The sequence below is a fragment of the Blautia obeum ATCC 29174 genome (genome assembly GCF_025147765.1).
Lineage (GTDB): Bacteria > Bacillota > Clostridia > Lachnospirales > Lachnospiraceae > Blautia_A > Blautia_A obeum.
On sequence record NZ_CP102265.1, the window covers coordinates 666,380 to 690,052 of the forward strand.

At 43.2% G+C, this 23,673-nt stretch carries 21 protein-coding genes, 2 pseudogenes and 1 riboswitch; of the genes and pseudogenes, 19 read left to right on the plus strand and 4 right to left on the minus strand.

From position 1 onward, the window contains the following. Positions 1 to 63 precede the first annotated feature (63 nt). From NQ503_RS03175 to NQ503_RS03185, 3 genes are all read right to left on the minus strand, one after another. The gene (locus NQ503_RS03175) at positions 64 to 1,440 is read right to left on the minus strand and encodes an NCS2 family permease (protein WP_005424319.1); all 1,377 of its coding nucleotides are present in this window, start codon (positions 1,438 to 1,440) and stop codon (positions 64 to 66) included. Between the two features lie 35 nt (positions 1,441 to 1,475). After that, the gene (locus NQ503_RS03180) at positions 1,476 to 2,762 is read right to left on the minus strand and encodes an amidohydrolase family protein (protein WP_044925464.1); all 1,287 of its coding nucleotides are present in this window, start codon (positions 2,760 to 2,762) and stop codon (positions 1,476 to 1,478) included. A 75-nt stretch (positions 2,763 to 2,837) separates the two neighbouring features. After that, a riboswitch (purine riboswitch) is annotated at positions 2,838 to 2,933 on the minus strand. Between the two features lie 163 nt (positions 2,934 to 3,096). Further along, a complete protein-coding gene (locus NQ503_RS03185) occupies positions 3,097 to 4,329 on the minus strand; it encodes an argininosuccinate synthase (protein ID WP_005424322.1) in 1,233 nt (410 codons plus the stop codon). 357 nt (positions 4,330 to 4,686) lie between these two features. On the opposite strand from NQ503_RS03185, the gene argC reads away from it, so the two are divergent. From argC to NQ503_RS03205, 4 genes are read left to right on the plus strand one after another with little or no spacing between them, the layout of a single operon-like run. Continuing rightward, a complete protein-coding gene (gene argC / locus NQ503_RS03190; protein WP_044925466.1) occupies positions 4,687 to 5,727 on the plus strand; it encodes an N-acetyl-gamma-glutamyl-phosphate reductase in 1,041 nt (346 codons plus the stop codon). A gap of 47 nt (positions 5,728 to 5,774) precedes the next feature. Continuing rightward, a complete protein-coding gene (argJ, locus tag NQ503_RS03195; RefSeq protein WP_005424324.1) occupies positions 5,775 to 6,998 on the plus strand; it encodes a bifunctional glutamate N-acetyltransferase/amino-acid acetyltransferase ArgJ in 1,224 nt (407 codons plus the stop codon). Positions 6,999 to 7,032: 34 nt separating this feature from the next. Continuing rightward, positions 7,033 to 7,929: an acetylglutamate kinase gene (gene argB, locus NQ503_RS03200; RefSeq protein ID WP_005424325.1), complete on the plus strand. Its 897-nt coding sequence runs from the start codon at positions 7,033 to 7,035 to the stop codon at positions 7,927 to 7,929. Beyond that, a complete protein-coding gene (locus tag NQ503_RS03205; RefSeq protein WP_044925469.1) occupies positions 7,916 to 9,112 on the plus strand; it encodes an aspartate aminotransferase family protein in 1,197 nt (398 codons plus the stop codon). Before argB ends, NQ503_RS03205 begins: the two co-directional genes overlap by 14 nt. Positions 9,113 to 9,182: 70 nt before the next feature. Here NQ503_RS03205 and NQ503_RS03210 read toward each other — a convergent pair whose 3' ends face one another. Next, positions 9,183 to 9,557, minus strand: a complete 375-nt coding sequence (locus NQ503_RS03210) for a metal-dependent transcriptional regulator (protein ID WP_005424327.1) — start codon at positions 9,555 to 9,557, stop codon at positions 9,183 to 9,185. 459 nt (positions 9,558 to 10,016) lie between these two features. On the opposite strand from NQ503_RS03210, the gene NQ503_RS03215 reads away from it, so the two are divergent. The 15 genes and pseudogenes from NQ503_RS03215 to holA all read left to right on the plus strand — a co-directional run bounded on the left by NQ503_RS03215 (position 10,017) and on the right by holA (position 23,361). Then, the gene (locus tag NQ503_RS03215; RefSeq protein ID WP_044925470.1) at positions 10,017 to 10,226 is read left to right on the plus strand and encodes a FeoA family protein; all 210 of its coding nucleotides are present in this window, start codon (positions 10,017 to 10,019) and stop codon (positions 10,224 to 10,226) included. A gap of 27 nt (positions 10,227 to 10,253) precedes the next feature. Beyond that, positions 10,254 to 10,472 carry a FeoA family protein gene (locus NQ503_RS03220; RefSeq protein WP_005424329.1) on the plus strand — a complete coding sequence of 73 codons (219 nt, stop codon included), beginning with the start codon at positions 10,254 to 10,256 and terminating at the stop codon, positions 10,470 to 10,472. 93 nt (positions 10,473 to 10,565) lie between these two features. Continuing rightward, positions 10,566 to 11,489: pseudogene (locus NQ503_RS03225) on the plus strand (FeoB small GTPase domain-containing protein); the annotation flags it as partial. Positions 11,490 to 11,666: 177 nt separating this feature from the next. Then, positions 11,667 to 12,986, plus strand: a complete 1,320-nt coding sequence (locus NQ503_RS03230; protein WP_009243531.1) for an IS30 family transposase — start codon at positions 11,667 to 11,669, stop codon at positions 12,984 to 12,986. Positions 12,987 to 13,214: 228 nt separating this feature from the next. Further along, a pseudogene (locus tag NQ503_RS03235) lies at positions 13,215 to 14,486 on the plus strand (nucleoside recognition domain-containing protein); the annotation flags it as partial. Between the two features lie 103 nt (positions 14,487 to 14,589). Then, positions 14,590 to 14,787, plus strand: coding sequence for a FeoB-associated Cys-rich membrane protein (locus NQ503_RS03240; protein WP_022388450.1), 198 nt, complete (start codon positions 14,590 to 14,592; stop codon positions 14,785 to 14,787). Positions 14,788 to 14,804: 17 nt separating this feature from the next. Beyond that, on the plus strand, positions 14,805 to 14,954 hold the full coding sequence (locus NQ503_RS03245) for a hypothetical protein (protein WP_005425507.1): 150 nt from the start codon (positions 14,805 to 14,807) through the stop codon (positions 14,952 to 14,954). Continuing rightward, a complete protein-coding gene (locus NQ503_RS03250) occupies positions 14,954 to 15,319 on the plus strand; it encodes a heavy-metal-associated domain-containing protein (RefSeq protein WP_044925757.1) in 366 nt (121 codons plus the stop codon). The genes NQ503_RS03245 and NQ503_RS03250 overlap by 1 nt, the downstream gene beginning before the upstream one ends. A gap of 216 nt (positions 15,320 to 15,535) precedes the next feature. After that, a complete protein-coding gene (locus NQ503_RS03255; protein ID WP_005425504.1) occupies positions 15,536 to 15,967 on the plus strand; it encodes a DMT family transporter in 432 nt (143 codons plus the stop codon). Positions 15,968 to 16,101: 134 nt separating this feature from the next. After that, complete coding sequence (locus NQ503_RS03260) at positions 16,102 to 16,788, plus strand: ComEA family DNA-binding protein (protein WP_005425502.1); 687 nt, start codon at positions 16,102 to 16,104, stop codon at positions 16,786 to 16,788. A gap of 10 nt (positions 16,789 to 16,798) precedes the next feature. After that, positions 16,799 to 17,488 carry a response regulator transcription factor gene (locus NQ503_RS03265; protein WP_005425500.1) on the plus strand — a complete coding sequence of 230 codons (690 nt, stop codon included), beginning with the start codon at positions 16,799 to 16,801 and terminating at the stop codon, positions 17,486 to 17,488. Positions 17,489 to 17,491: 3 nt separating this feature from the next. Beyond that, positions 17,492 to 18,919, plus strand: a complete 1,428-nt coding sequence (locus tag NQ503_RS03270; protein WP_005425497.1) for a sensor histidine kinase — start codon at positions 17,492 to 17,494, stop codon at positions 18,917 to 18,919. 10 nt (positions 18,920 to 18,929) lie between these two features. Then, positions 18,930 to 19,877: a GerMN domain-containing protein gene (locus tag NQ503_RS03275; RefSeq protein WP_055055683.1), complete on the plus strand. Its 948-nt coding sequence runs from the start codon at positions 18,930 to 18,932 to the stop codon at positions 19,875 to 19,877. 37 nt (positions 19,878 to 19,914) lie between these two features. After that, positions 19,915 to 22,248 carry a ComEC/Rec2 family competence protein gene (locus NQ503_RS03280; RefSeq protein WP_330368435.1) on the plus strand — a complete coding sequence of 778 codons (2,334 nt, stop codon included), beginning with the start codon at positions 19,915 to 19,917 and terminating at the stop codon, positions 22,246 to 22,248. A 123-nt stretch (positions 22,249 to 22,371) separates the two neighbouring features. Further along, complete coding sequence (holA, locus tag NQ503_RS03285) at positions 22,372 to 23,361, plus strand: DNA polymerase III subunit delta (RefSeq protein ID WP_044925759.1); 990 nt, start codon at positions 22,372 to 22,374, stop codon at positions 23,359 to 23,361. The last annotated feature ends 312 nt before the right edge of the window (positions 23,362 to 23,673 follow it).

Here is a 23,673-nt window from a genome sequence, read left to right on the forward strand (position 1 = left end):
CGTGATTCAGGTCAGCATAAGCTGACATCTTCTTTACAGAATCACTGCGCATCCTTGTTAAGATCAGATGAAAATATATTTCAGTACAAATAATATGGCAAGAACGTACATCAGCACACTGATCTTCTTTTCTTTTGCCTTTCCGGTAATCAGATTGATGACTACATAAGAGATAACGCCCATGGAAATACCTTCTGAAATACTGTACATAAATGGCATTGCAATGATAGCGATAAAGCATGGAATCGCTTCTGTCATATCACTGAAGTCAATTTTTGTAACAGATGTCAGCATCAGGTAGCCTACAACGATCAGAGCCGGTGCAGTGGCAAAGGAAGGAATTGCCAGGAAGATTGGTGAGAGCAGGAGGGAAAGTGCAAACAGAATACCTGCTACTATGGAAGTAAGACCAGTACGACCGCCTTCTGCAACACCAGAAGCACTTTCTACAAAGGTTGTAACGGTAGAAGTACCGCAAACAGCACCTACAGTTGTTCCGACCGCGTCAGAGAGAAGTGCACCTTTGATTTTTGGAAGTTTGCCGTCTTTGTCGAGCATATCTGCCTTGGAAGCTACGCCGATCAGAGTTCCAAGCGTATCAAACATATCAACAAACAGGAATGCAAACATGATGACTACGAAATCCAGTGAGAATACAATGGAAAAATCCATTTTCATAAAGGTTGGAGCCATACTTGGTACAGAAATTCCGTTTGAAAAATCTGGAAGCAGGCTGTAATAACCAATGTCTGCATTTGGTACATACAGATGTGTCAGCTGGCAGATGATTCCGAGAACCCAGGTGATCAGGATGCCCCAGAGAATACTTCCCTTGACATCTTTTGCCAGAAGAACAGCGGTCACCAGAATACCAATCAGAGCCAGCAATACGGTGATTCCCTGAGAGGAGAAGGTCCCTTCTGCTACAGAAGATTTGAAGGAAAAGATGCTTACCAGTGTGGAATCATTTCCAACAACGATCTTGGCATTTTGCAGTCCGATGAATGCGATAAAGAGACCGATACCTACGGATACTGCGTGTTTCAGGTTCATCGGAATGGAGTTGAAGATCGCTTCACGTACATTGGTAAGAGAAAGCAGGATAAAAATGATACCTTCTGCAAAGACTGCTGCAAGTGCCTGCTGCCAGGTGTATCCCATACCGAGAACTACTGTGTAGGTAAAGTATGCGTTCAGTCCCATACCAGGAGCAAGAACGAACGGATAGTTGGACAGAAGCGCCATCAGACAGGTGGCAATGAATGCGGACAGTGCGGTGGCGGTGAAGACAGAGCCGCGGTCCATGCCGGAAGCAGACAGGATGTTTGGATTGACGGCCAGAATATAAGCCATTGTCATAAAGGTAGTGATTCCTGCCATAACCTCAGTTTTGACATCTGTGTGATTTTCTTTCAGGTGGAAAATTTTGTCGAGATTCATATAAGTACCCCCTTCGTGTTGTGCAGACGTATGCACTAAAAGATTTTGTTTCCGGAAATATATTTTCCGGTGATGCAGCTGTCATCTGAGAGATAGATCAGTCGTTCCAGACGTTCTCTGGCCGTCAGAGGCTGAGGATGCCGGAGTTTGCTGTCATCCAGAATCAGTGCATCAAACTCATAGCCTTCCGCGAAAGTCCCGACTTTTCCGAAAAATGCACCGCCACCCATGGTAGCCATATAAAAGGCTTCTTCCAGTGAAAGTGGTTTGAGGGAATCGTCCACCAGTCTCCAGCGAAGCTTGGATACCTGAATGGCATCTGCAATCGCACGGAGCATGGAAAGGGAATGTCCGCCTGCAATGTCTGTACCGAGTCCGATATGGAGCCCTTCTTCAATATAGCGTCTTGTCGGTGCGATACCGGAAGAAAGATTCGTATTGGACTGTGGACAGTGTGCGATGAATACGCCCCGTTCTTTCATGAGAGAGAGCTCTGCGTCAGAACTGTAGACGCAGTGAGCCATGATCGTTGGGCATTGTTCACCGCCAAATAGTCCGAACTGATCGTAGGCTTCTCCATAGAAAGAAGTTCCTTGACATAATTCCTTTACCCAGGCGATTTCCCCCTGGTTTTCGGAAAGGTGAGACTGTACCGGAAGACGGTAAGTTCTCTGGATCTCTGCCAGTCTGGTCATAAGTTCATCACTGCAGGAAGGGGTAAAGCGAGGAGTGAGAATCGGTTTGACATTCTCGTATTTTCCTGTAGTTTCTTCAAGCCAGCGGACAGTATCTTTTGCAGAAACAACAGCACTTGCCTCCTGGAGAGCCAGGGAGCCGTTGCGGTCCATATTTACCTTTCCGATGAAGGTCTTGAGACCGGTTTTCTCCATCAGGTCCATCAGAAGTTCTGTTGCATCTACATGTAAAGTGCCGAAGATAGAAGCACGTGTGGTTGCACTGTGTTTTATATCGTCGGTGAAGATGGAATAGGCTTTCTCTGCGTAATTTAGATCGGCATATCTGGCTTCTTCCGGAAATGTGACGGTATTCAGCCAGTCCAGCAGTTCGAGATCCATGTACATACCATGAAATGCATATTGTGGGGCATGCAGATGGAGGTCATTCATTCCCGGGACAATCAGACAATTGTTGAAATCTTCACAGGGAATGCCGTGAAACTGCTCTGGAAGCTGTGGATAGACACCGATTGTCAGGCCATTCTGGCAGACGAGATAAGCGTCTTCAAGGCAGGTCAGATGACTGGAATCTGTACTGAAGCATACAGCGCCTCTGAGTGCAAATGTGGTTGGCTTTTTTGTCATATGAGTTACCTCCTTTTGGCTGTTGGAACTTGTCCGCAGGCAAAAAAAATACCGAATATTTTTGCCCGACGAGTTACTGTGACCAGTAACACTTATAGGCAACTATTACGGTAGTTGGTAGAGACGTCCAACCAATTATGGACCTATATAAGCTTTGTGGTGTTGTTTATAAAATAATTATAAAATAGGAATAGTTTTCTGTCAAATGTAAATTCATAACTTACATGGAGAATATTGCGTGAAAAATTTGTACAAAATGTTGCAGGATACCATGAGCAGGCGGATAAAAATTCCGGCGGCCTGAAAATCAGACTGCCGGAATATAAGAATGCAATTATTTATTATTTTTGTTTTTCTCTACTTCCAGTAATTTCATAGCACGAACTTTGAGCGGAAGACCAAAGAGGGTGATGAATCCGTCTGCATCATGGTGATCATACATATCACCTGTTGTAAAGGATGCAAGAGATTCGTTGTACAGGCTGTATGGAGAAGTTGTACCGGCTTTGATGATGTTTCCTTTGTAAAGTTTGAATTTAACTTCACCGGTTACATATTTCTGTGTGGATTCTACGAATGCCTGGATTGCTTCGCGAAGTGGTGTGAACCATTTTCCTTCGTATACAACCTGAGCAAACTGGCTGCCGAGTTTCTTCTTGGCTTCCATTGTGTCACGGTCAAGGATCAGTTCTTCCAATTGTTCGTGAGCTGCCATCAGAATTGTTCCGCCAGGAGTTTCGTATACACCACGGGATTTCATGCCAACAACACGGTTTTCTACGATATCAATGATACCGATTCCGTTTTCGCCGCCAAGACGGTTCAGTTCAGTGATGATCTCGGAAACCTTCATTGCTTTTCCGTTGAGAGTTTTCGGAACACCTTCTTCGAAAGTCATAGTTACTTCTGTTTCTTTATCTGGCGCTTTTTCAGGAGTTACACTTAAAACAAGCATGTCATCATAGTTTGGAGCCTGGGAAGGATCTTCCAGTTCCAGACCTTCATGGCTGATGTGCCATAAGTTACGGTCACGGCTATAACTGTGGCTTGCATCAAACGGAAGATTGATTCCATGAGCCTGACAGAATGCGATCTCATCTTCACGGGACTGCATGGTCCATACGTCTGTCATTCTCCAAGGAGCGATGATCTTGATATCCGGCGCAAGTGCTTTGATACCAAGTTCGAAACGAATCTGGTCATTACCTTTACCGGTTGCACCATGGCAGATAGCAACAGCGTTTTCTTTACGTGCAATTTCAACAAGTTTCTTGGCAATTGCCGGACGTGCCATAGAGGTACCAAGCAGATATTTATGTTCGTATACAGCACCTGCCTGTACACAAGGCATTACATAATTGTCACAGAAATCATCAACAATATCTTCAATATATAATTTGGAAGCTCCGGAAAGTTTGGCTCTTTCATCCAGTCCATCCAATTCGTTACCCTGTCCGCAGTTTACGCAGCAGCAGATAACTTCATAATCAAAGGTTTCTTTCAGCCACGGAATCAGTGCTGTGGTATCAAGACCGCCTGAATAAGCAAGTACAACTTTTTCTTTCATAATGTAATCCTCCTGAAAATGATTTTCTGCCACTTGGCAGATACATGAATATTTGATATTATAAAAGGTAAAGATTAATACGCTGATTTGATAAAGTATTGAATCTTCATACTGTGTCGTGTTTCGACAAAAGATAATATACAACAAATTTTATAAATATGCAATACCAATATGCAAAAAAGTAAAAGATTTTTTTGCATAAAAATGCACTTTAAATAGGAACAAACCCATAAAAATACATGAATTCAAGAAAAAAGAATGTAAAATCCAAAAAAATATGTATTGCATATTATGCATAAACGATGTATAATTGTTGCATCTTATGAGAGAACATTCCGATTTCAGGAGGAGAGAAAAATGATCAAAGCAGGAATTATCGGAGCGACTGGTTATGCGGGAAATGAACTTGCAAGACTGCTCCTTGGACATAAAGAAGTAGAAGTAGCGTGGTATGGTTCAAGAAGTTATATCGATCAGAAATATGCAGATGTTTATCAGAACTTTTTCAAACTGATAGATGCAAAATGCATGGATGACAACATGGCTGCACTTGCAGATGAGGTGGATGTGATTTTTACCGCAACACCACAGGGACTTTGTGCATCTCTTGTAAATGAAGAGATCCTTTCCAAAGCCAAGGTGATCGACCTGAGTGCAGACTTCCGTATTAAAGATGTAAAGAAATATGAAAAATGGTATGGCATCGAGCACAAAGCTCCACAGTTTATTGATGAGGCTGTTTACGGACTGTGCGAGATCAATCGTGAGGGCATTAAAAAAGCAAGACTGATTGCCAATCCGGGATGTTATCCGACATGTTCAACATTATCAATCTATCCGCTTCTCAAAGAAGGACTGATCGATCCGAATACGATCATCATTGATGCAAAATCCGGTACATCAGGAGCAGGAAGAGGGGCAAAGGTTCCGAACCTTTACTGTGAAGTAAATGAGAATATCAAGGCATATGGTGTAGCAACTCACCGTCATACACCGGAGATCGAGGATCAGCTGGGTTATGCATGCGGACAGGAGGTGCTGATCAACTTTACTCCACACCTGATCCCGATGAACAGAGGAATTCTGGTGACTGCATATGCTTCTCTGAAGAAAGAAGTTTCCTATGAAGAAGTAAGAGCCGCTTATGATAAATATTATGCAGATGAAACATTCATCCGTGTTCTCGACAAGGATGTATGCCCGCAGACAAAATGTGTAGAGGGCAGCAACTACGTAGATGTCAACTTCAAGATTGACCCGAGAACCAAACGTGTCATTATGATGGGTGCGATCGACAACCTTGTAAAAGGTGCAGCAGGACAGGCAGTACAGAATATGAACCTGATGTTCGGTTTCGATGAAGCGGAAGGTCTTCATCAGATTCCGATGCTTCCGTAAAGAAACAAGAACACAGGGATATTCCATATGACGAGGAGGAATATATTATGAAGATCATTACAGGTGGAGTTACAGCAGCAAAAGGTTTTCAGGCGGCATCCACAGCTGCGGGAATCAAATATCAGGGAAGAACTGATATGGCAATGGTATATAGTGAGAAACCGTGTGTGGCAGCAGGTACTTTTACGACAAATATTGTGAAGGCAGCACCGGTAAAATGGGATCAGGAGATTGTTTATCAGCATCCGAGTGCCCAGGTGATCATCTGTAACAGTGGTATTGCCAATGCATGTACCGGTGAAGAGGGATTTAGTTACTGCCGGGCCACTGCAAAAGCAGCAGCGGAAACTTTGAATGTGGATGAAAACAGTGTACTGGTAGCATCTACAGGTGTTATCGGTATGCAACTTCCAATCCAGAAACTGGCGGATGGTGTCAAAGCAATGGCACCGAAGCTTCAGGGAACTCTGGAAGCCGGAAACGAAGCGGCAAAAGCAATCATGACTACAGATACAAAGGAAAAAGAAGTTGCAGTACAGATTGAAGTCGGCGGAAAGACAGTTACCATTGGCGGCATGTGCAAAGGTTCCGGAATGATCCATCCAAATATGTGTACCATGCTTGGGTTTGTCACTACAGATGCGTGCATTTCCAAACAGCTTCTGCAGGAAGCATTAAGCCAGGATGTTAAGGATACGTATAACATGGTATCCGTTGATGGTGATACTTCTACAAATGATACTGTTCTTTTACTTGCAAATGGAATGGCGGAGAATCCGGAGATCAATGAGAAGAATGAAGATTATCAGAAATTCTGCGAGGCTTTGAACTATATCAATACCACACTTGCAAAGAAAATTGCCGGTGACGGTGAGGGAGCAACTGCACTGTTTGAGGTCAGGATCATTGGAGCAGAGAGTAAGGAACAGGCAGTAACTTTAAGTAAATCCATCGTTACTTCTTCTCTTACAAAGGCTGCAATCTATGGACATGATGCAAACTGGGGAAGAATTCTCTGTGCAATGGGATATTCAGGCGCACAGTTTGATCCGGAAAAAGTAGACCTGTATTTTGAAAGTAAAGCAGGTAAGATTCAGATCATTGAAAATGGTGTGGCAGTTGATTACAGTGAAGAAGAAGCAACCAAGATCCTTTCTGAAGATGCAGTGACGGCAATCGCTGATGTAAAGATGGGGGACTGTACAGCAACTGCATGGGGCTGTGACCTTACTTATGATTATATTAAGATCAATGCGGATTACAGGTCATAACAGGTTTTAGAATATATAATGAGGAGAAATAAAAATGGTAAATCAGAAATATCTGGACAAGGCCGAGACTCTTATTGAGGCTCTTCCTTATATACAGCGTTTTAATCGTAAGATCGTAGTAGTAAAATATGGTGGAAGTGCCATGCTGGATGAAGAACTGAAGGCAAATGTCATTAAAGATGTTGTTCTTCTGAAACTGATCGGATTCAAACCGATCATCGTTCATGGCGGTGGTAAGGAAATTAGCCGCTGGGTGAACAAAGTCGGCATGGAACCGCGTTTTATCAATGGCCTTCGCGTAACAGACAAGGATACCATGGAAATTGCAGAAATGGTTCTTGCAAAGGTAAATAAAGAACTGGTTACTCTGGTGGAATCTCTTGGTGTGCAGGCAGTCGGTATCAGCGGAAAAGACGGTGGACTGCTTCAGTGCCACAAGAAACTTTCCAATGGAGAGGATATTGGATATGTTGGTGATATCGAAAAAGTAAATCCGAAGGTTCTGCAGGATCTTCTGGAAAGAGATTTCCTTCCGATCGTATTTCCGATTGGTTATGACACAAACTTTGATTCTTATAATATCAATGCAGATGATGCAGCATGTGCGATCGCAGAAGCAGTACATGCAGAAAAACTTGTATTCCTCTCTGATATTGAAGGGGTATACAAAGACAAAGATGATCCGAACACACTGATTTCTGAGCTGCATGTACATGAAGCAGAAAAACTGATCAGCGAAGGTTATGTAGGAGGCGGAATGATTCCGAAACTGCAGAATTGTATCGATGCGATCGAAGAAGGGGTAAACAGAGTACATATTCTGGATGGACGCATTCCACACAGCCTTCTTCTGGAAATCTTTACAAATAAAGGTATCGGTACTGCTATTTTGAGAGAGGACGGGGAGAAATACTACGATGAGCATGAATGAACAGATGAATCATGCAGAAGAAAGCATTCTGCATACATATAACCGTTTTCCGGTCATGTTTGACCATGGAGAGGGATGCTACCTCTATGACACAGAAGGCAAAAAATATCTTGATTTTGCTGCCGGAATTGCAGTAAATGCACTGGGATATCATTATCCGGGATATGATGACGCACTCAAGAGTCAGATCGACAAGCTGACACATATTTCAAATCTCTATTACAATGAACCAATGAGTGAAGCGGGAGAGAAACTGATCAAAGCCAGTGGACTCAGTAAAGCATTCTTTACAAACAGTGGTACAGAGGCAATTGAGGGCGCTCTCAAGGCTGCACGTAAATATTCTTATACCAAATATGGCAAAGAAGCAGGAAGATTTGAGATTATCGCGATGAATCATTCCTTCCATGGCAGAAGCATGGGAGCTCTTTCTGTAACAGGAACAGAACATTACAGAGAGCCATTTGAACCACTGATCGGCGGTGTGAAGTTTGCAGACTTCAATGATCTGGAGAGTGTGAAGGCACAGATTACAGATAAAACCTGTGCAGTCATTACAGAAGTCGTACAGGGTGAAGGAGGAATTTATCCGGCTCAGAAGGAATTCCTGGAGGGTCTTCGCGCACTTTGCGACGAAAAGGACATTATTCTGATCTTTGATGAGATTCAGTGCGGCATGGGACGAACTGGATATTATTTTGCATGGCAGTCTTATGGTGTACAGCCAGACGTGATGACGTGCGCCAAAGCACTTGGGTGCGGTGTTCCGGTTGGAGCTTTCGTTCTTGGTGAAAAAGCAGCAGCAGCGTCTCTGGTGCCGGGAGACCATGGTACAACTTATGGTGGAAATCCTTTCGTATGTGCAGCAGTCAGCAAGGTATTTGATATCTTTGAACAGGATAACATTCTTGCACATGTGCAGGAACTTACACCATATCTTGAGGAAAAACTGGATGCACTTGTGGATAAATGCCCGATTGTTACAGCGCGTCGTGGAAAAGGTTTTATGCAGGGACTGGTGATCGAAGGTACGACAGTTGGAAGTGTTGTAACAAAAGCACTTGCGAATGGACTTCTTGTGATCTCGGCAGGGAGTGATGTGCTTCGCCTCGTTCCTCCGCTTGTTATCACAAAAGAACATATCGATGAAATGATCGAGAAATTAGAAAAGAGCCTGGCTTAATGCCGGGCTCTTGCCTGTTCTGAAAAATTCTTAAATTCTGTACAGTTCTGTACCATTCACTTCATAATGATTATTTCATACTGTCGAGATCAATATGTTTCTTGATCGCTGCAAAACTTTCGCTGCTGATCACATGTTCGATCTTGCATGCATCGCTTGCTGCAACAACCGGATTAACGCCAAGCTTCTCAAGCCACTCGGAAAGGAAAAGATGACGCTCGTAGATTTTCTCTGCGGTAGCAAGACCGGATTCTGTCAGATAAAGATATCCTTCCGGAGATACAGTGATCTGATCTGTCTCGCGGAGCTTCTTCATTGCGACGCTGACGCTGGATTTTTTGAAACCAAGCTCAGCGGCAACATCTACAGAACGCACGACAGGATGTGACTTGCTTAAGATAAGAATTGTTTCAAGATAGTTTTCGGCGGATTCGTTTGTATGCATCCATTACACCCCAATTTCTGTTCATGATCTAATGGAAAATGATTTCTCATTTCTCATTTAATTGCTTTAAAATTTAAGATTTTCACTCAAATTTATAGTATTTCTATAATATCATATTTTATAGCCAGGGACAACAAAAATGCATAAATACACTTATAAATAATTGTATAAAAGTTACTGTGAACAGTAACATATAAAACCGATAAAATTCAGAGATGCAGAAGTTCCTTGAGCCAAACATTGGTTATATACTACAAATATAAGTTTGAAATAACGGATTGAAGTTATACATAACAAATGATAGTTTTATTAAACGAAAAAAAGTACTTGACAGCTCACAAACGTTAGCATATACTAACCCATGTAAGAAAAAGTAAATGGTGTTTAACTGTGAACTTTTTTTGATAAAGAAAATAATTCTCAATAAAGACTATAAAAGAAAGTGAGCTGATACATATGATGCCTATCACAATGGCTGGAATCGGAGAAAAATGTAAGATTCAGAAAATAGGTGGAAACGAAGAAACAAGACGTTTTCTGGCGAATCTTGGATTTGTCAATGAGGCTGAAGTGAGTATCGTTTCTGCAATCGGCGGAAATGTGATCGTGAACATCAAAGATGCACGTGTAGCAGTTAATTCAGATATGGCAAAGCACATATTTATATAAATTTTATAACGGAAAGGAGACAGAACGATGACTTTAGGTGATGCAAAAGTTGGAAGTACCGTTGTTGTAACAAAGATTGAAGGAGACAGCGCGTACAAACGTCGTATCATGGACATGGGAATCACAAAAGGAAGCGAACTGTATATCAGAAAAGTTGCTCCGCTTGGAGACCCTGTAGAGATCACTGTTAGAGGTTATGAGTTATCTGTAAGAAAGAACGATGCTCAGTGCGTACAGGTAAAGTAAGTACGTTGTAGTGTTCTGTAAGAACTATTATGAAAAATGCAACTGTGGAGAAGAACGCAGTTACAATAAGAGGGATTAAGGAGGTAAGAAAAAATGGCAATTAAGATTGCACTTGCCGGCAACCCGAACTGTGGTAAAACAACAATGTTCAACGCATTAACGGGCGCTAACCAGTACGTAGGAAACTGGCCGGGAGTTACTGTAGAGAAAAAAGAAGGTAAATTAAAGGGAAAGAAAGGAAAGGGCGAAGACATTATCGTGACGGACCTTCCTGGTATTTATTCCCTTTCACCATACACACTGGAAGAAGTAGTCAGCCGTGACTATGTCCTCAAAGAGAATCCAGATGTGATCATTGACCTTGTCGATGCAACAAATATCGAGCGTAACCTGTATCTGACCACTCAGCTGATCGAGACAGGTGTTCCGGTTGTTATTGCACTGAACATGGCTGATCTTCTTGAAAAAAGAGGAATCAAGATTGACACCAAGCGTCTTTCCATGTTGCTTGACTGCCCGATCATTGAGACATCTGCGCTGAAAGGGGAAGGCCTTGACAAACTGATCGACGAGGCTGTCAAAGTTGCAAAGAGCAGCAAAGTTGATCTTCCAAAAGAAATCTTCTCCAAAGATATGGAAGCAGCTATCGATGAAGTAAAAGGTGTTCTTCCTACATCTGTTACAGATGATAAGAAGAGATGGTATGCGGTTAAGTTCCTTGAGAATGATGAAAAAGTAAAAGAGGCTATGAAGCTTTCTGCTTCCGGACAGTCTCTGGTTGATACAAAACGTCAGGAACTTGAAAAACAGCATGACGATGACATGGAAAGTATCGTAACAGACGAAAGATACAAATTCATCCAGAAAATCGTTAATACGACGGTTAAAAAAGCAAAAGATAAACTGACTGTATCCGATAAGATCGACCGTATCGTTACCAACCGTATTCTTGGTATCCCGATCTTTATCGCAATCATGTGGCTTGTATATTATGTGTCCGTAACAACAGTCGGAACATTCGCCTTAAATGAAAAACTAACTTCCACCTTTAGTCTGTTTTGCTCTACATTAGGAACTGGGGGTGGAAGTTAGTCTTGCAATCGTTTATTCTATAAGAAATACCAGGGCTCCTCCCTGGTCATATCCTCCAACTACCGGAAATGGGATATTTTTATTGTATAGGAGGATTCATTTATGTCTACTAAAGCTACTGGAAACAAAAAACACCTTACCCTTGCTGATCGTGCTGCCATTGAACATGGTATCAGCCGTGGGGAAAATTTCACGCAGATTGCCTGCAGAATCAACAAGGATTCTTCTACCATTTCCAAGGAGATTCGGCGTCACCTTTTCCGGGTTCCTCATTTTCAAAACGAAACCCAGCGGAAGCGCTCAGAATGCGAGCATTTTCAGAACTGTGTAAAGCAGCATATCTGCGGGAATCAGACTTGTAATTCCTTATGCTGGAAATGCCGCCCTAAGCGCTGTTCCATGTATTGTCCTGACTTTACTCCCAGACTCTGCGAAAAGTTAAAAAAGCCCCCCTACGTGTGTAATGACTGCCCTCAGATACGCAACTGTTCCCACGACTTCTATTTCTACAGGGCCAATTATGCCAACGATATTTACAGTGAAACAAAATCTTCTTCACGGTCTGGGATTAACCAGACTCCTGAGTCCCTGGAACAGCTGGACCGTCTGGTTTCCCCTCTGCTTCTGCAGGGACAGCCTTTGTCCCATATCTTTGCTTCTAATCAGGAATCCGTCCCTTGTTCTATAAGGACCCTCTACAACTATATAGACCAGGGATACTTCACTGCAATCAACCTCGACCTTCCCCGGAAGGTCCGCTACAAAAAACGTCGGCAGGTCCGCAGAGAACCTGACAACACTGGATATAGAAAAGACAGATCCTATCAGGATTTTGAGAGATATCTGGAAAAGTTTCCAGATACAAATGTGGTGGAATTAGATGTGGTGGAAGGTGCCGGGGGAAAATCAGAACAAGTACTGTTGACCATGCTTTTCCGTAATTGTAGCCTTATGCTTATTTTTCTTATGGAGGCTGACAGGAAGGACAACGTACAAGATGTGTTTCAGCGAATATATACCCATCTGGGAGCAGAGCTATATCGAAAACTCTTTCCGGTCATTCTTACAGACAATGGTGCCTCATTCAAAGATCCAGCTATTTTTGAACGGCCTGAAGGTGAACTTCTATCCCGTGTCTTTTACTGCGATCCCATGGCTTCCTGGCAGAAGGGACGTCTGGAAAAAAATCATGAATTCATCCGTTATATTATCCCCAAAGGTACGACATTCGCAGGCTTGGACCAGGAGCAGGTAACTCTGATCACCAACCACATCAATAGCGTAGCAAGAGCCAGTTTAAACGGCTGCACCCCGTTTGAACTGGCTCTGCTGCTGATAGACAGAAAACTGCTGGACCTCTGCCAGCTGGAAAGGATTCCCGCCAACCAGGTGATCCTTAAACCATCACTCTTGAAAAAGTAACTGCAAGATCCATTTCCGGTGCTGGTTTCATAATCAGGCCGGTGGAAGTTAATTTTTCAAAAGTACTTTCAGTGGTCCCAAAATCATGCCCATCTTCCAGAAAAAGCTTTGTTTTCTGCCCTTATTATATGTTAATTTTTACGAATAATCCAGAACTATATGGATGTTAGTCCTGCAAAAAGGTCTTATTTTACCTGTGCCAATGTATGGTGGAAGTTACTTTTTCATTCAACCGTCGGAACATTCGTAACAGACTGGACAAATGATGTATTTGTAGTAGCTATTCAGGACTTCTTTACAAACATCCTTACCAGCATCGGTGCCGGTGACCTGGTAATGGGACTTGTAGTTGATGGTATCATCGGTGGTCTTGGTGCAGTACTTGGATTCGTTCCTCAGATGGCAATTCTGTTCCTGTTCCTGTCCATCCTTGAAGACTGTGGTTACATGGTACGTATTGCATTCGTTATGGACCGTGTATTCCGTCACTTCGGACTTTCCGGTAAGAGCTTCATTCCGCTTCTGATTTCTTCAGGATGCGGTATCCCTGGAATCATGGCTTCCAAGACCATCGAACAGGACAATGACAGACGTCTTACTATTATGACAGCAACATTTATTCCTTGTGGTGCCAAACTTCCGGTTATCGCTCTTATGGGTGGTGTAATCGCTGGTGAAACTGCAGGATATGCAGAGAGCTCCTTTATCGCTCCTCTGATGTACTTCATCGGAATCGTAGCTGTGCTTGTAGCAGCAATCATTCTTAAGAAGACAAAACCGTTCTCCGGTAAACCGGCTCCGTTCGTAATGGAGCTTCCACAGTATCATATTCCGCAGGTTAAAACAGTTCTCCTTCATGTATGGGAAAGGCTGAAAGGCTTCATCATCAAAGCTGGTACGATCCTGTTCCTTGCCTGCGTAGTAATGTGGTTCCTCAGTGGATTTGGATTCACAGATGGCGGATTTGGTATGGTAGAAGACAGTGCAGACAGTCTTATGGCTATCATCGGTGGTGCAATTGCTCCGATCTTTGCTCCACTTGGATTTGGTGAATGGCAGCCAGTAGCAGCTTCTATTTCCGGTTTCTCAGCAAAAGAAGCAATTGTATCTACAATGGGTGTTCTGGCAAATGTATCTGGTGATACAGAAGATGCAGTAAACGTTGCAGCAGGTGTTGCAAGCTGGTTCCCGACAGGAATCGCAGCTTTCTCCTTCCTGATGTTCAACCTTCTTGATTCTCCTTGCCTTGCAGCTATCGCAACAATGGCAAAAGAAATGAACAGCAGAAAATGGTTCTGGTTCGCAATTCTTTTCCAGAACATCTTTGCTTACGTTGTTTGCCTCTGCTTCTATCAGATCGGTTCCTTTGTAACTGGTGGAGCATTCGGTTTCGGAACTGTAGTAGGATTCGTAGTACTTATTGTAATGCTGTTCCTGCTGTTCAGACCGGACCCGTACAAAGATCAGAAAGTTTATTCTAAACGTTCTGTACAGGCATAATAAAAAATGTAATAATAAGGGGGCTGGATACAGAGATGTGTCCGGCCTCTGTTTGATTCGAAACCGATGACTGGCAGTACTTGATGAAGAGAGGATGAGTGAAATGCTGGCAAATATTATTATAATGATTCTGATTCTTGGATATTGTGCATTTATCATTTATAAAAGTGTAAAGAATACCAAAGAAGGTAAACATACGGGGTGTGCCGGATGCAGTGGAAACTGTGGAAGCTGCGGTGGATGCAGCGGTGCTGCTTTTCATAAGAGTACTACACAGTCTTCATATAAAAAGAACCGTTAGAAATCGGAGGTACTGATATGGGAAATTCAACAGGATCTACAATGTACATGTTTGGAGCAGTTATTGTTATTTATATCGCAGGAATGCTGCTCTATCAGGGATTTCAGTGGCTCAAGAAAAAGAGAGAACAGAAAAAAGACGAAGAATTCAGAAGAGGTGACAAATAGTGGTAGATATAATTATAGTACTGATCGTAATTGTTTTGCTTGGGTTTGCACTGAAAGGTTCTATCAAACATTTTAAAGGAGAAAGCCCATGCTGTGGAGGCGGCGGTGGAGAAATCGTTCTCGATATTCCGAATAAAAAACTTGAGAATCCGATACTTGGAAAGAAGGTTCTCAAAATTTCCGGTATGCACTGCGAACATTGCGTAAAGGCTGTCACAGAGGCAATCAATAAGATCGATGGAGCAGCTGCAAAAGTAAATCTTTCTGAGAACGAAGCAGTCGTTTCTTATGATCGCGAACTTGATGACGAACAGCTTAGAAAAATCGTCAAGGATGCAGGTTACAGAGTCGTAAGCATCAAATAATGCATGATATAGTGAAAGAAATATCATTTCCAGGATCCCGTGGCATATGAAGCTGCGGGATTTTTTCTGCGCATCTCGCAGCAAGAATGCAGAGGCATTATTGAAGTGATTTTTTGAAGTGGTTCCCTGTATAAAAAACAGATTTTCTGCATAAGCTGATAATAAAATTTGCAGACAGCTACAGGAAAATCATCTGAGCTGAGTGGAGGTTGCATTATGTGGGGATTTTTTACGGCATTGATCTCGGGAGCGCTGATGAGTATTCAGGGTGTTTTTAATACAGAAGTGACGAAACAGACCAGTTTATGGGTATCAACGGGATGGGTGCAGCTCTCAGCATTTATGGTCTGCGTGCTGGCATGGATATTTACAGGAAGACAGAGTGTTTCGGCATTATGGCAGGTAGATAATAAATACACGCTTCTTGGCGGAGTGATCGGGGCATTTATTACAATTACTGTTATTCAGAGCATGGGGGCACTTGGGCCTGCAAAAGCAGCTATGCTGATCGTCATTTCCCAGTTGATCGTGGCGTATGTAATTGAACTTTTGGGAATGTTTGGAACAATGCAGCAACCGTTTGAGTGGAGAAAGATTCTGGGAATGCTGATCGCGATTGCCGGCATTGTGATTTTTAAATGGGAATAATAAAGTTATCATGCACAGGAATAAATAAAGTTTCCTATTGTAAATCTACCGGGAATTCGTTAAAATAAGACATGGTTAAGTATGAGAATCGGGGAGGTCTGCCGTAATCCTACGGAGGGAAGTGAACCGAGATCATGAAAGTAAATTTTTACAGTCTGATATTGAGCATATTTTTTCTGGCAGGTTTGTCAGGAATGAGCGGATGTCAGAAAAACAAAACAGAAATAATGCTGGACGGACAGGATACTGTATCAGAATCAGAAACACAGGATGATACACAGGCTGGGAATGATGCAACAGAGGATCTGGCGGAAGCAAAAATATCAGCAGAAGCGGAGCTATCGGAGATGCCGGTGGAGACAGAGCCGGAAATGATTTTTGTGGATGTCTGCGGAGCAGTAATGAATCCGGGAGTTTATGAACTGGATGGGAGCAGCCGGGTTTTTCAGGCAATAGAGGCGGCTGGAGGATTTTTGCCGGAAGCAGCGGCTTCGGCCGTGAATCAGGCACAGCCGGTCAGTGACGGACAGCAGATTTATGTACCTACGCAGGAAGAAGCGGAAGAGGGAGCTTTACCTGCGGCAATACAGCCGGCGGATCCGGGATCTGAGACAACAGATGCAAATGGTGTAGTGAATATCAACACAGCAGATGCATCTGCTCTTAAGAGCCTGTCAGGAATCGGTGATGCCAAGGCACAGGCAATTCTTACGTACAGAGAGGAACATGGTTTCTTTTCCAGTATTGAGGAGATCATGCAGGTGCCGGGAATCAAAGAAAGTACGTTTTCGGCGATAAAGGATAAAATAGCTGTGAAATAAGGAGAAAAGAATGAGCAGGAAAGTTTTAGTAGTTGATGACGAGAAACTGATCGTAAAAGGAATCCGTTTTAATCTGGAACAGGACGGTATGGAAGTTGACTGTGCTTATGACGGAGAAGAAGCGGTTGAGAAGGCAAAGGAGAATAAATACGATATTATCCTTCTGGACCTGATGCTTCCGAAGATGGATGGACTGGAAGTCTGCCAGCAGATCAGAGAATTCTCCAATGTTCCGATCGTCATGCTTACTGCAAAAGGTGAGGACATGGACAAGATCCTTGGACTGGACTACGGGGCAGATGACTATATTACAAAACCATTTAATATTCTTGAAGTAAAGGCCAGAATCAAAGCAATCATGCGTCGTGCGCGTTCTGAACATGAAGAAAAGGAAAAGGCGAAGACAATTGAAGCAGGCGATCTGAAACTGGACTGCGAGAGCCGCCGTGTATTTATTGCAGGCAAGGAAATTAATCTTACAGCAAAGGAATTTGATGTGCTGGAGCTTCTCGTATTCAATCCGAACAAGGTATACAGTCGTGAAAATCTTCTGAATATTGTCTGGGGATATGAATATCCGGGAGATGTCAGAACCGTTGATGTACATATTCGGCGTCTTCGTGAAAAAATCGAGGCTAATCCCAGTGAGCCTAAATATGTACACACCAAATGGGGCGTAGGATATTACTTCCAGGCATAACCCATGGTAACGAAAAAAAAGACAAAGTTTTTTAAGAGTCTGCGTTTTCGGATACTGGTCATACTGCTCATACTGGGAATTGTGCCAAGTGCTATCGTGACACAACTCATGATCAGTAATTATGAAAAACAGGCAATTGAAGTAAAGGTAAGTGAGGTCAGTACACAGTGTGCGATTCTGTGTAATCAGATCATCAAAGAAAATTATCTCAATGACTCCAGCTCACAGTCTGTGAACAGCAAGCTGGAGTTGTTGTCTAATGTATATGGCGGAAGAATGGTGATTGTAGACAGAGATCTGAAAGTAGTTGCAGATACCTATCATGTAGATGAAGGACGGACGCTGATCTCACCAAAGGTCGTGAAGTGTTTTAAGAACGGAGAAGTCACAAATTACCGCAGATACGGGCAGATGCTGGAAATGGCTATTCCCGTAAAGAGCGCGGATGTCCCGCAGATTCAGGGAGCCATGCTTGTAAATATTTCAATCAGTGACATTATGGCAACGGTGGGAGAGCAGGAACAGATGGCGATGCTGCTCACAGGAATTATCGTTGCATTGTCTGTATTGCTTGCCTATGGCCTTTCTACGATTCTGGTCAAACCGCTGGCCAGTGTTACTAAATCCATCGAAGATCTTACTGACGGATATCAGAAAGATGAGATTTCAGTTCCGGATTATACAGAAACAGAGCTTATTACGGATGCATTCAATAAGATGCTTGCACGTATGAAAGTACTGGATGAATCAAGATCAGAGTTTGTTTCCAATGTGTCGCATGAACTGAAGACACCAATGACTTCCATGAAGGTTCTGGCAGATTCCCTTGTCGGACAGGAAGGAGTTCCGGAAGAACTTTATCAGGAATTTATGCGTGACATTACAGCGGAGATTGACAGGGAAAACCGTATTATTACCGATCTTCTGACTCTGGTAAAAATGGACAAGAAATCTGCAGATCTTCAGATCAGTCATATGGATATCAATCAGCTTCTGGAGGATATTCTCAAACGTCTGCGTCCGATCGCGGACAAACGCAATATTGACCTGATCCTTGACAGTTTCCGTCCTGTGGAAGCGGATGTGGATGAACTGAAATTTACATCTGCGATCAGTAACCTTGTTGAAAATGCGATAAAATACAATGTAGATGATGGCTGGGTACGTGTGTCACTTGACGCAGATCATAAGTTTTTCTATGTTACGGTAGCAGATTCCGGTATGGGTATCCCAGAGGATTCCATCGACCGTATTTTCGAGAGATTTTATCGTGTGGACAAATCACATTCCAGAGAGATCGGAGGAACCGGTCTTGGACTTGCGATAACAAGAAGTACGATTGCCATGCATCATGGTGTGATCAAAGTATTCAGCAGAGAAGGGGAAGGAACTACATTCTCAGTTCGTGTCCCGTTATCTTATATTCCGTAGGAGGTGCCGGATGAAGAAATATATAAGAGTACTTCTTCTGGCAGCACTGGTTTGCAGTTTACTTGCCGGATGCAGTATTGAGACAAAAAGCAGTAAGGATTCGCAGGATGAGAGTAAGTACCATCTGTATTATCTGAACGAGAGTGAGACGGTTCTCAGAGAAGAACCATATTCACCCGGAGAAGAGACGGCAGATTTTATGGTAAAAGATCTTATGCAGAAGCTTGGGAGCAAAGATGCACCGGATGGGGAAATCAGCCTTCTTCCAGAAGATGTTTCCATCAATTCTTATGAAGTGCAGAAAGATCTGCTTGTCATAGACTTCAGTAAAGAATACTCAAAAATGAGCAAGATCCGGGAGGTTATGACACGCGACGGAGTTGTGCAGACATTTTTGCAGATTCCGGATATTCATAAAGTCCAGTTTACAGTTGGAGGTCAGCCGCTGACCAACTCGCGAAATCAGGAAGTTGGAGAGATGACTTCAGATACATTTGCACAATATACCGGAAAAGACAAAGAAAGCTATCGTTATGATACTTTTACACTGTATTTTATGGATAAAAATGGAAAAAATCTGGTGAAAGAAACCAGAAATGTATATTATCGAAGATCTCTTCCAAAAGAACGTGTCGTGCTTGAACAGCTTGCGAAGGGACCGATGGAAGAAGGGCATTATGCAACAATACCAGACAGTTCTCTGGTTTTGAGTGTGATTACAGCGGACAGGATCTGCTATATTAACATGAACAGTACTTTTCGTGATGAAACACCTGAAGTAGGAGGAAATATCTCTATTTACTCGGTTGTGAATTCTATTATAGATTCCTGTGATGTTGACAGGGTTCAGATATCTATTGAAGGAAGTACGGAGGGGAACTTCCAGGATAGCCTGCCGTTATACAAATTTTATGAAAAAAACGAAGATTTAATTGCACAGGACGAGGAACCAAAGTAGTCCTGATGCAGTAATGCCGCAGGTGGAATAGCCTGCGGTGTTCTATATACAGAAAGGAAGGCTTATGAAAAGACGCCCGGTGTGTCTTGTATGCCTAATCCTGATGTTTTGTATATGGTTGATGGATCTGGCGGGATTTGCACGGATCAGTGGAAATCCTTTGCCGGAATCTGTACAATTATATATTGAAAAACATCCGGAAGCTGTCATCTGCGGGGAGGTGCAGCAATATCAGGCTACGGAATATTCTCTTTCTGCCTATCTTAAACATGTCTGTCTGATCGTCGGATCAGAACAAATTCCCATAAAAAATTTAAGAGTATTTTTAAAATCGAATAAAGAGTTCCCGATTGGAACCACTGTTAAGATTTCGGGAAAACTGGAAGAAATTCCTGAGCCACGAAATCCTGGAGAATTTGATTCCAGGCAATTCTACGCCTGTCAGAAAATCTACTATTTTATGAAAAACGGTGCGGTTCTGGCATGGAGCAGCAAATATTCCAGATATGGTCAGTTTATGCAGAATCTGAAAAGTAAGATAATGCAGACGCTGGATATTGCGGCAAAGGAAGATGCCGGTATTTTTGAAGCAATGCTGCTTGGTGAGAAAGATAACCTAGAAGATGAAGTTAAGATTCGTTACCAGATGGCGGGGATCATTCATATACTGGCAATTTCCGGACTTCACATCAGTGTACTGGGGATTGGATTTTTTGATCTGCTGAAAAGAGCCGGATTTGGAAATGTGTCTGCCGGGATGGTGGTGCTCAGTGTTCTTCTGCAATATGGAATCCTTACCGGGGAAAGTGTTTCTGCCATGCGGGCGGTAGGCATGTTTCTGGTGGCGGTTGGTGCAAGAATCGCAGGAAGAACCTATGATCTGCTGACGGCGCTGGCAGTGTCGGCGGTCCTTTTACTTCTGGATGCACCTGCAAATCTGTACAACAGTGGATTTTGGCTGTCGTTTGGGGCTGTTGCCGGACTTGGTGTAGTGGCACCGGTATTGGCAGGATGCATTAGAGTGGAGAATCGTCTGGCGGCATCCGTTATGAAAACACTGGTATCTTCGATAGCTGTGCAGATGACGACTTTTCCGATCATGCTGCGAATCTATGGAGAGATTTCGCTGGCTGGATTTTTTCTGAACCTGCTGGTGCTGCCGACAGTCAGTGTAGTACTGGTCAGTGGAATTGCAGCAGTTGCGGTTGGGATGGCATCGGTCAGTGCTGCAGTTTATGTGGTGCTGCCTGGAAGAGTGCTGCTTTTTCTGTATGAGAAACTCTGCGAACTGGCAGCAGGAATTCCGTTCTGTACATGGATCGCAGGAAGTCCGAAGCTGTGGCAATGTGCCGGATATTATGTATTGCTGTTTTTGGGAGTTGAAATTTTGGGAATGAGTCGGGGAACTGTCACATGGAATGGCGCAACTGGAAAAAGGGCGGGAAATCATGCATTCATGCAGGAAGAAAAGAATCATGGGGAAGGAAAAGGATGGCTGAGAAAATATCAGTTACTGTCAGGTATATCAGGAATCATGCTGATACTTGGACTGGGAATCCTCATTTATCATCCGTCTGGAAATCTGCAGATCACCTGTCTTGATATCGGACAGGGAGACTGTATTTCTATTCAGCTTCCACAGGGGCAGAATTTCCTGATCGATGGCGGCAGCAGTAACAAGAAGAATATTGCACACTATCAGATTCTGCCATTCCTTAAAAATCGGGGGATTGGAGTGATTGATGCTATTTTGATCTCACATACGGATAATGACCATATCAGTGGTGTGCTGGAACTGTTTGATTATATGAGGACACATCTTACTTCTGTCAGGGTGAAGAACCTGATCTTACCGGAATGGACACAACCGGACGATGCGTATCAGCAATTGGTGGATAAAGCGCAGGCAGCAGGCGTGAATGTACAAAAGGGAAGAAAAGGGGAACAAATTGCGCTTGGAAAAGCTTCTCTTCGATTCCTTTCACCGGATAGAGGGACTGCAGGAACAGATGCGAATGAAGACGGTATGGTCGTGGAACTGACATATGGCGGTTTTGAAGGGCTGTTTACCGGTGATATCGGGACAGAGACGGAGAAAAAACTTCTGCCGGAGCTGGAAGATGTAGATTTTCTGAAAGTGGGACATCATGGCTCCAGATATTCCACCTGTCAGGAATTTCTGGATGTGGTGAGACCGGAACTTGCGGTGGTCTCCTGCTCGGCAACAAATACATATGGACATCCGTCTGGCGAGACAATAGAACGGTTGGAAGATTCCGGGGCAAAGATTTGGTACACAATGAAAGAAGGGGCTGTGACAGCAGAGACCGATGGTAAGGAGGTATGGGTGGATACGTTTGTGCATCCGTGAGCAGAGATACGGTATTGAGAAAAAAATCAAAATCGTCTATACTAAACAGATAATGAATAATTAATGCTGTCTGTGGATGGCATTCCGTCAGAAAACGGTATTTTTCAGGAGGTTTCGCAGGAAGTGAAAAATTTACAGGAAGACATTAAAACAGGAAAATTCAAAAATGCATATCTTCTGTTTGGTGAGGAAGCGTATCTGAAGATTCAGTACAAAGAAAAGCTGATTCATGCATTAAATCCGGATGATGATACGATGAATTTTACCAAATATGAAGGAAAAGGAATTGAGGTGCGTGAAATGATCGACCTCTGTGAGACAATGCCTTTCTTTGCAGATCATCGTGTGGTCCTTGTGGAAAATTCCGGATTTTTTAAGAATAAATGTGATGAACTTGCAGATTATATGAAGACGCTGCCGGATTACCTGAGGCTGGTTTTTGTTGAAGAAGAGGTAGATAAACGAAGCCGTATGTATAAGGCGGTGAAAAACTGCGGCCGCATTGTAGAGTTTGCAAAGCAGGATGAAAAGACACTGATGCGCTGGGCAGCAGGTATTCTGGCGAGAGAAGGACGCAAGATCACGACCAGAGATATGGAACTTTTTCTGACAAAAACCGGTACGGATATGGGAAATATCCGTATGGAACTGGAGAAGCTGATCACATATACCATGGGACAGGATATTGTAACGAGAGAAGATATTGAGGAAATCTGTACAACACGGACAGAGAATAAGATCTTCGATATGGTTCGTGCAGTTACGGAGCGAAATCAGAGGAGAGCACTGGATCTGTATAATGATCTTCTGACGCTGCGTGAGCCGCCGATGAGGATACTGTTCCTGCTGTCGAAGCAATTCCGGCAGATGTGCCTTGCAAAGAAAATGGCAGGGGAAGGGGCATCTCAGAACGAAATTGCAACCAGACTTGGCGTACCGTCTTTTGTGGCAAGAAATATACTGGCCTGTGCGAGAGCTTACAGTGTTGAGGAGCTTGAACAGGCAGAAGAGGATTTTGTTGATGCGGAGGAGGCAGTGAAGACCGGAAGACTGCAGGATGTGCTGAGTGTGGAACTGTTGATAGTGAAATATAGTACTGAGAGAAAAAGATAAAAGTGTAACAGATGTGAGTAAATATAGTACCCGGAAACGGCTTCATCGTCCGGTTGTACTAGAATATAACCTGGCTGTTAAGAACGTCAAAATCGTCAGCAAACTCGCTACGCTCAGACAGAGTTTCCGATTTTGCCAACACAGCCCGAACATATTCAAGTACAACGACGAACGATTGCAGATGTTTCCGGGTACTATATTTATCCATCTGTTTTCGCTTTTATTTAATTTTTCTCCCGGGAAGGGGCGAAGGCACGGATAGTGCAAGAATTTCTTTACACCAATATACATAGGTGTCTTGACACCTAACAT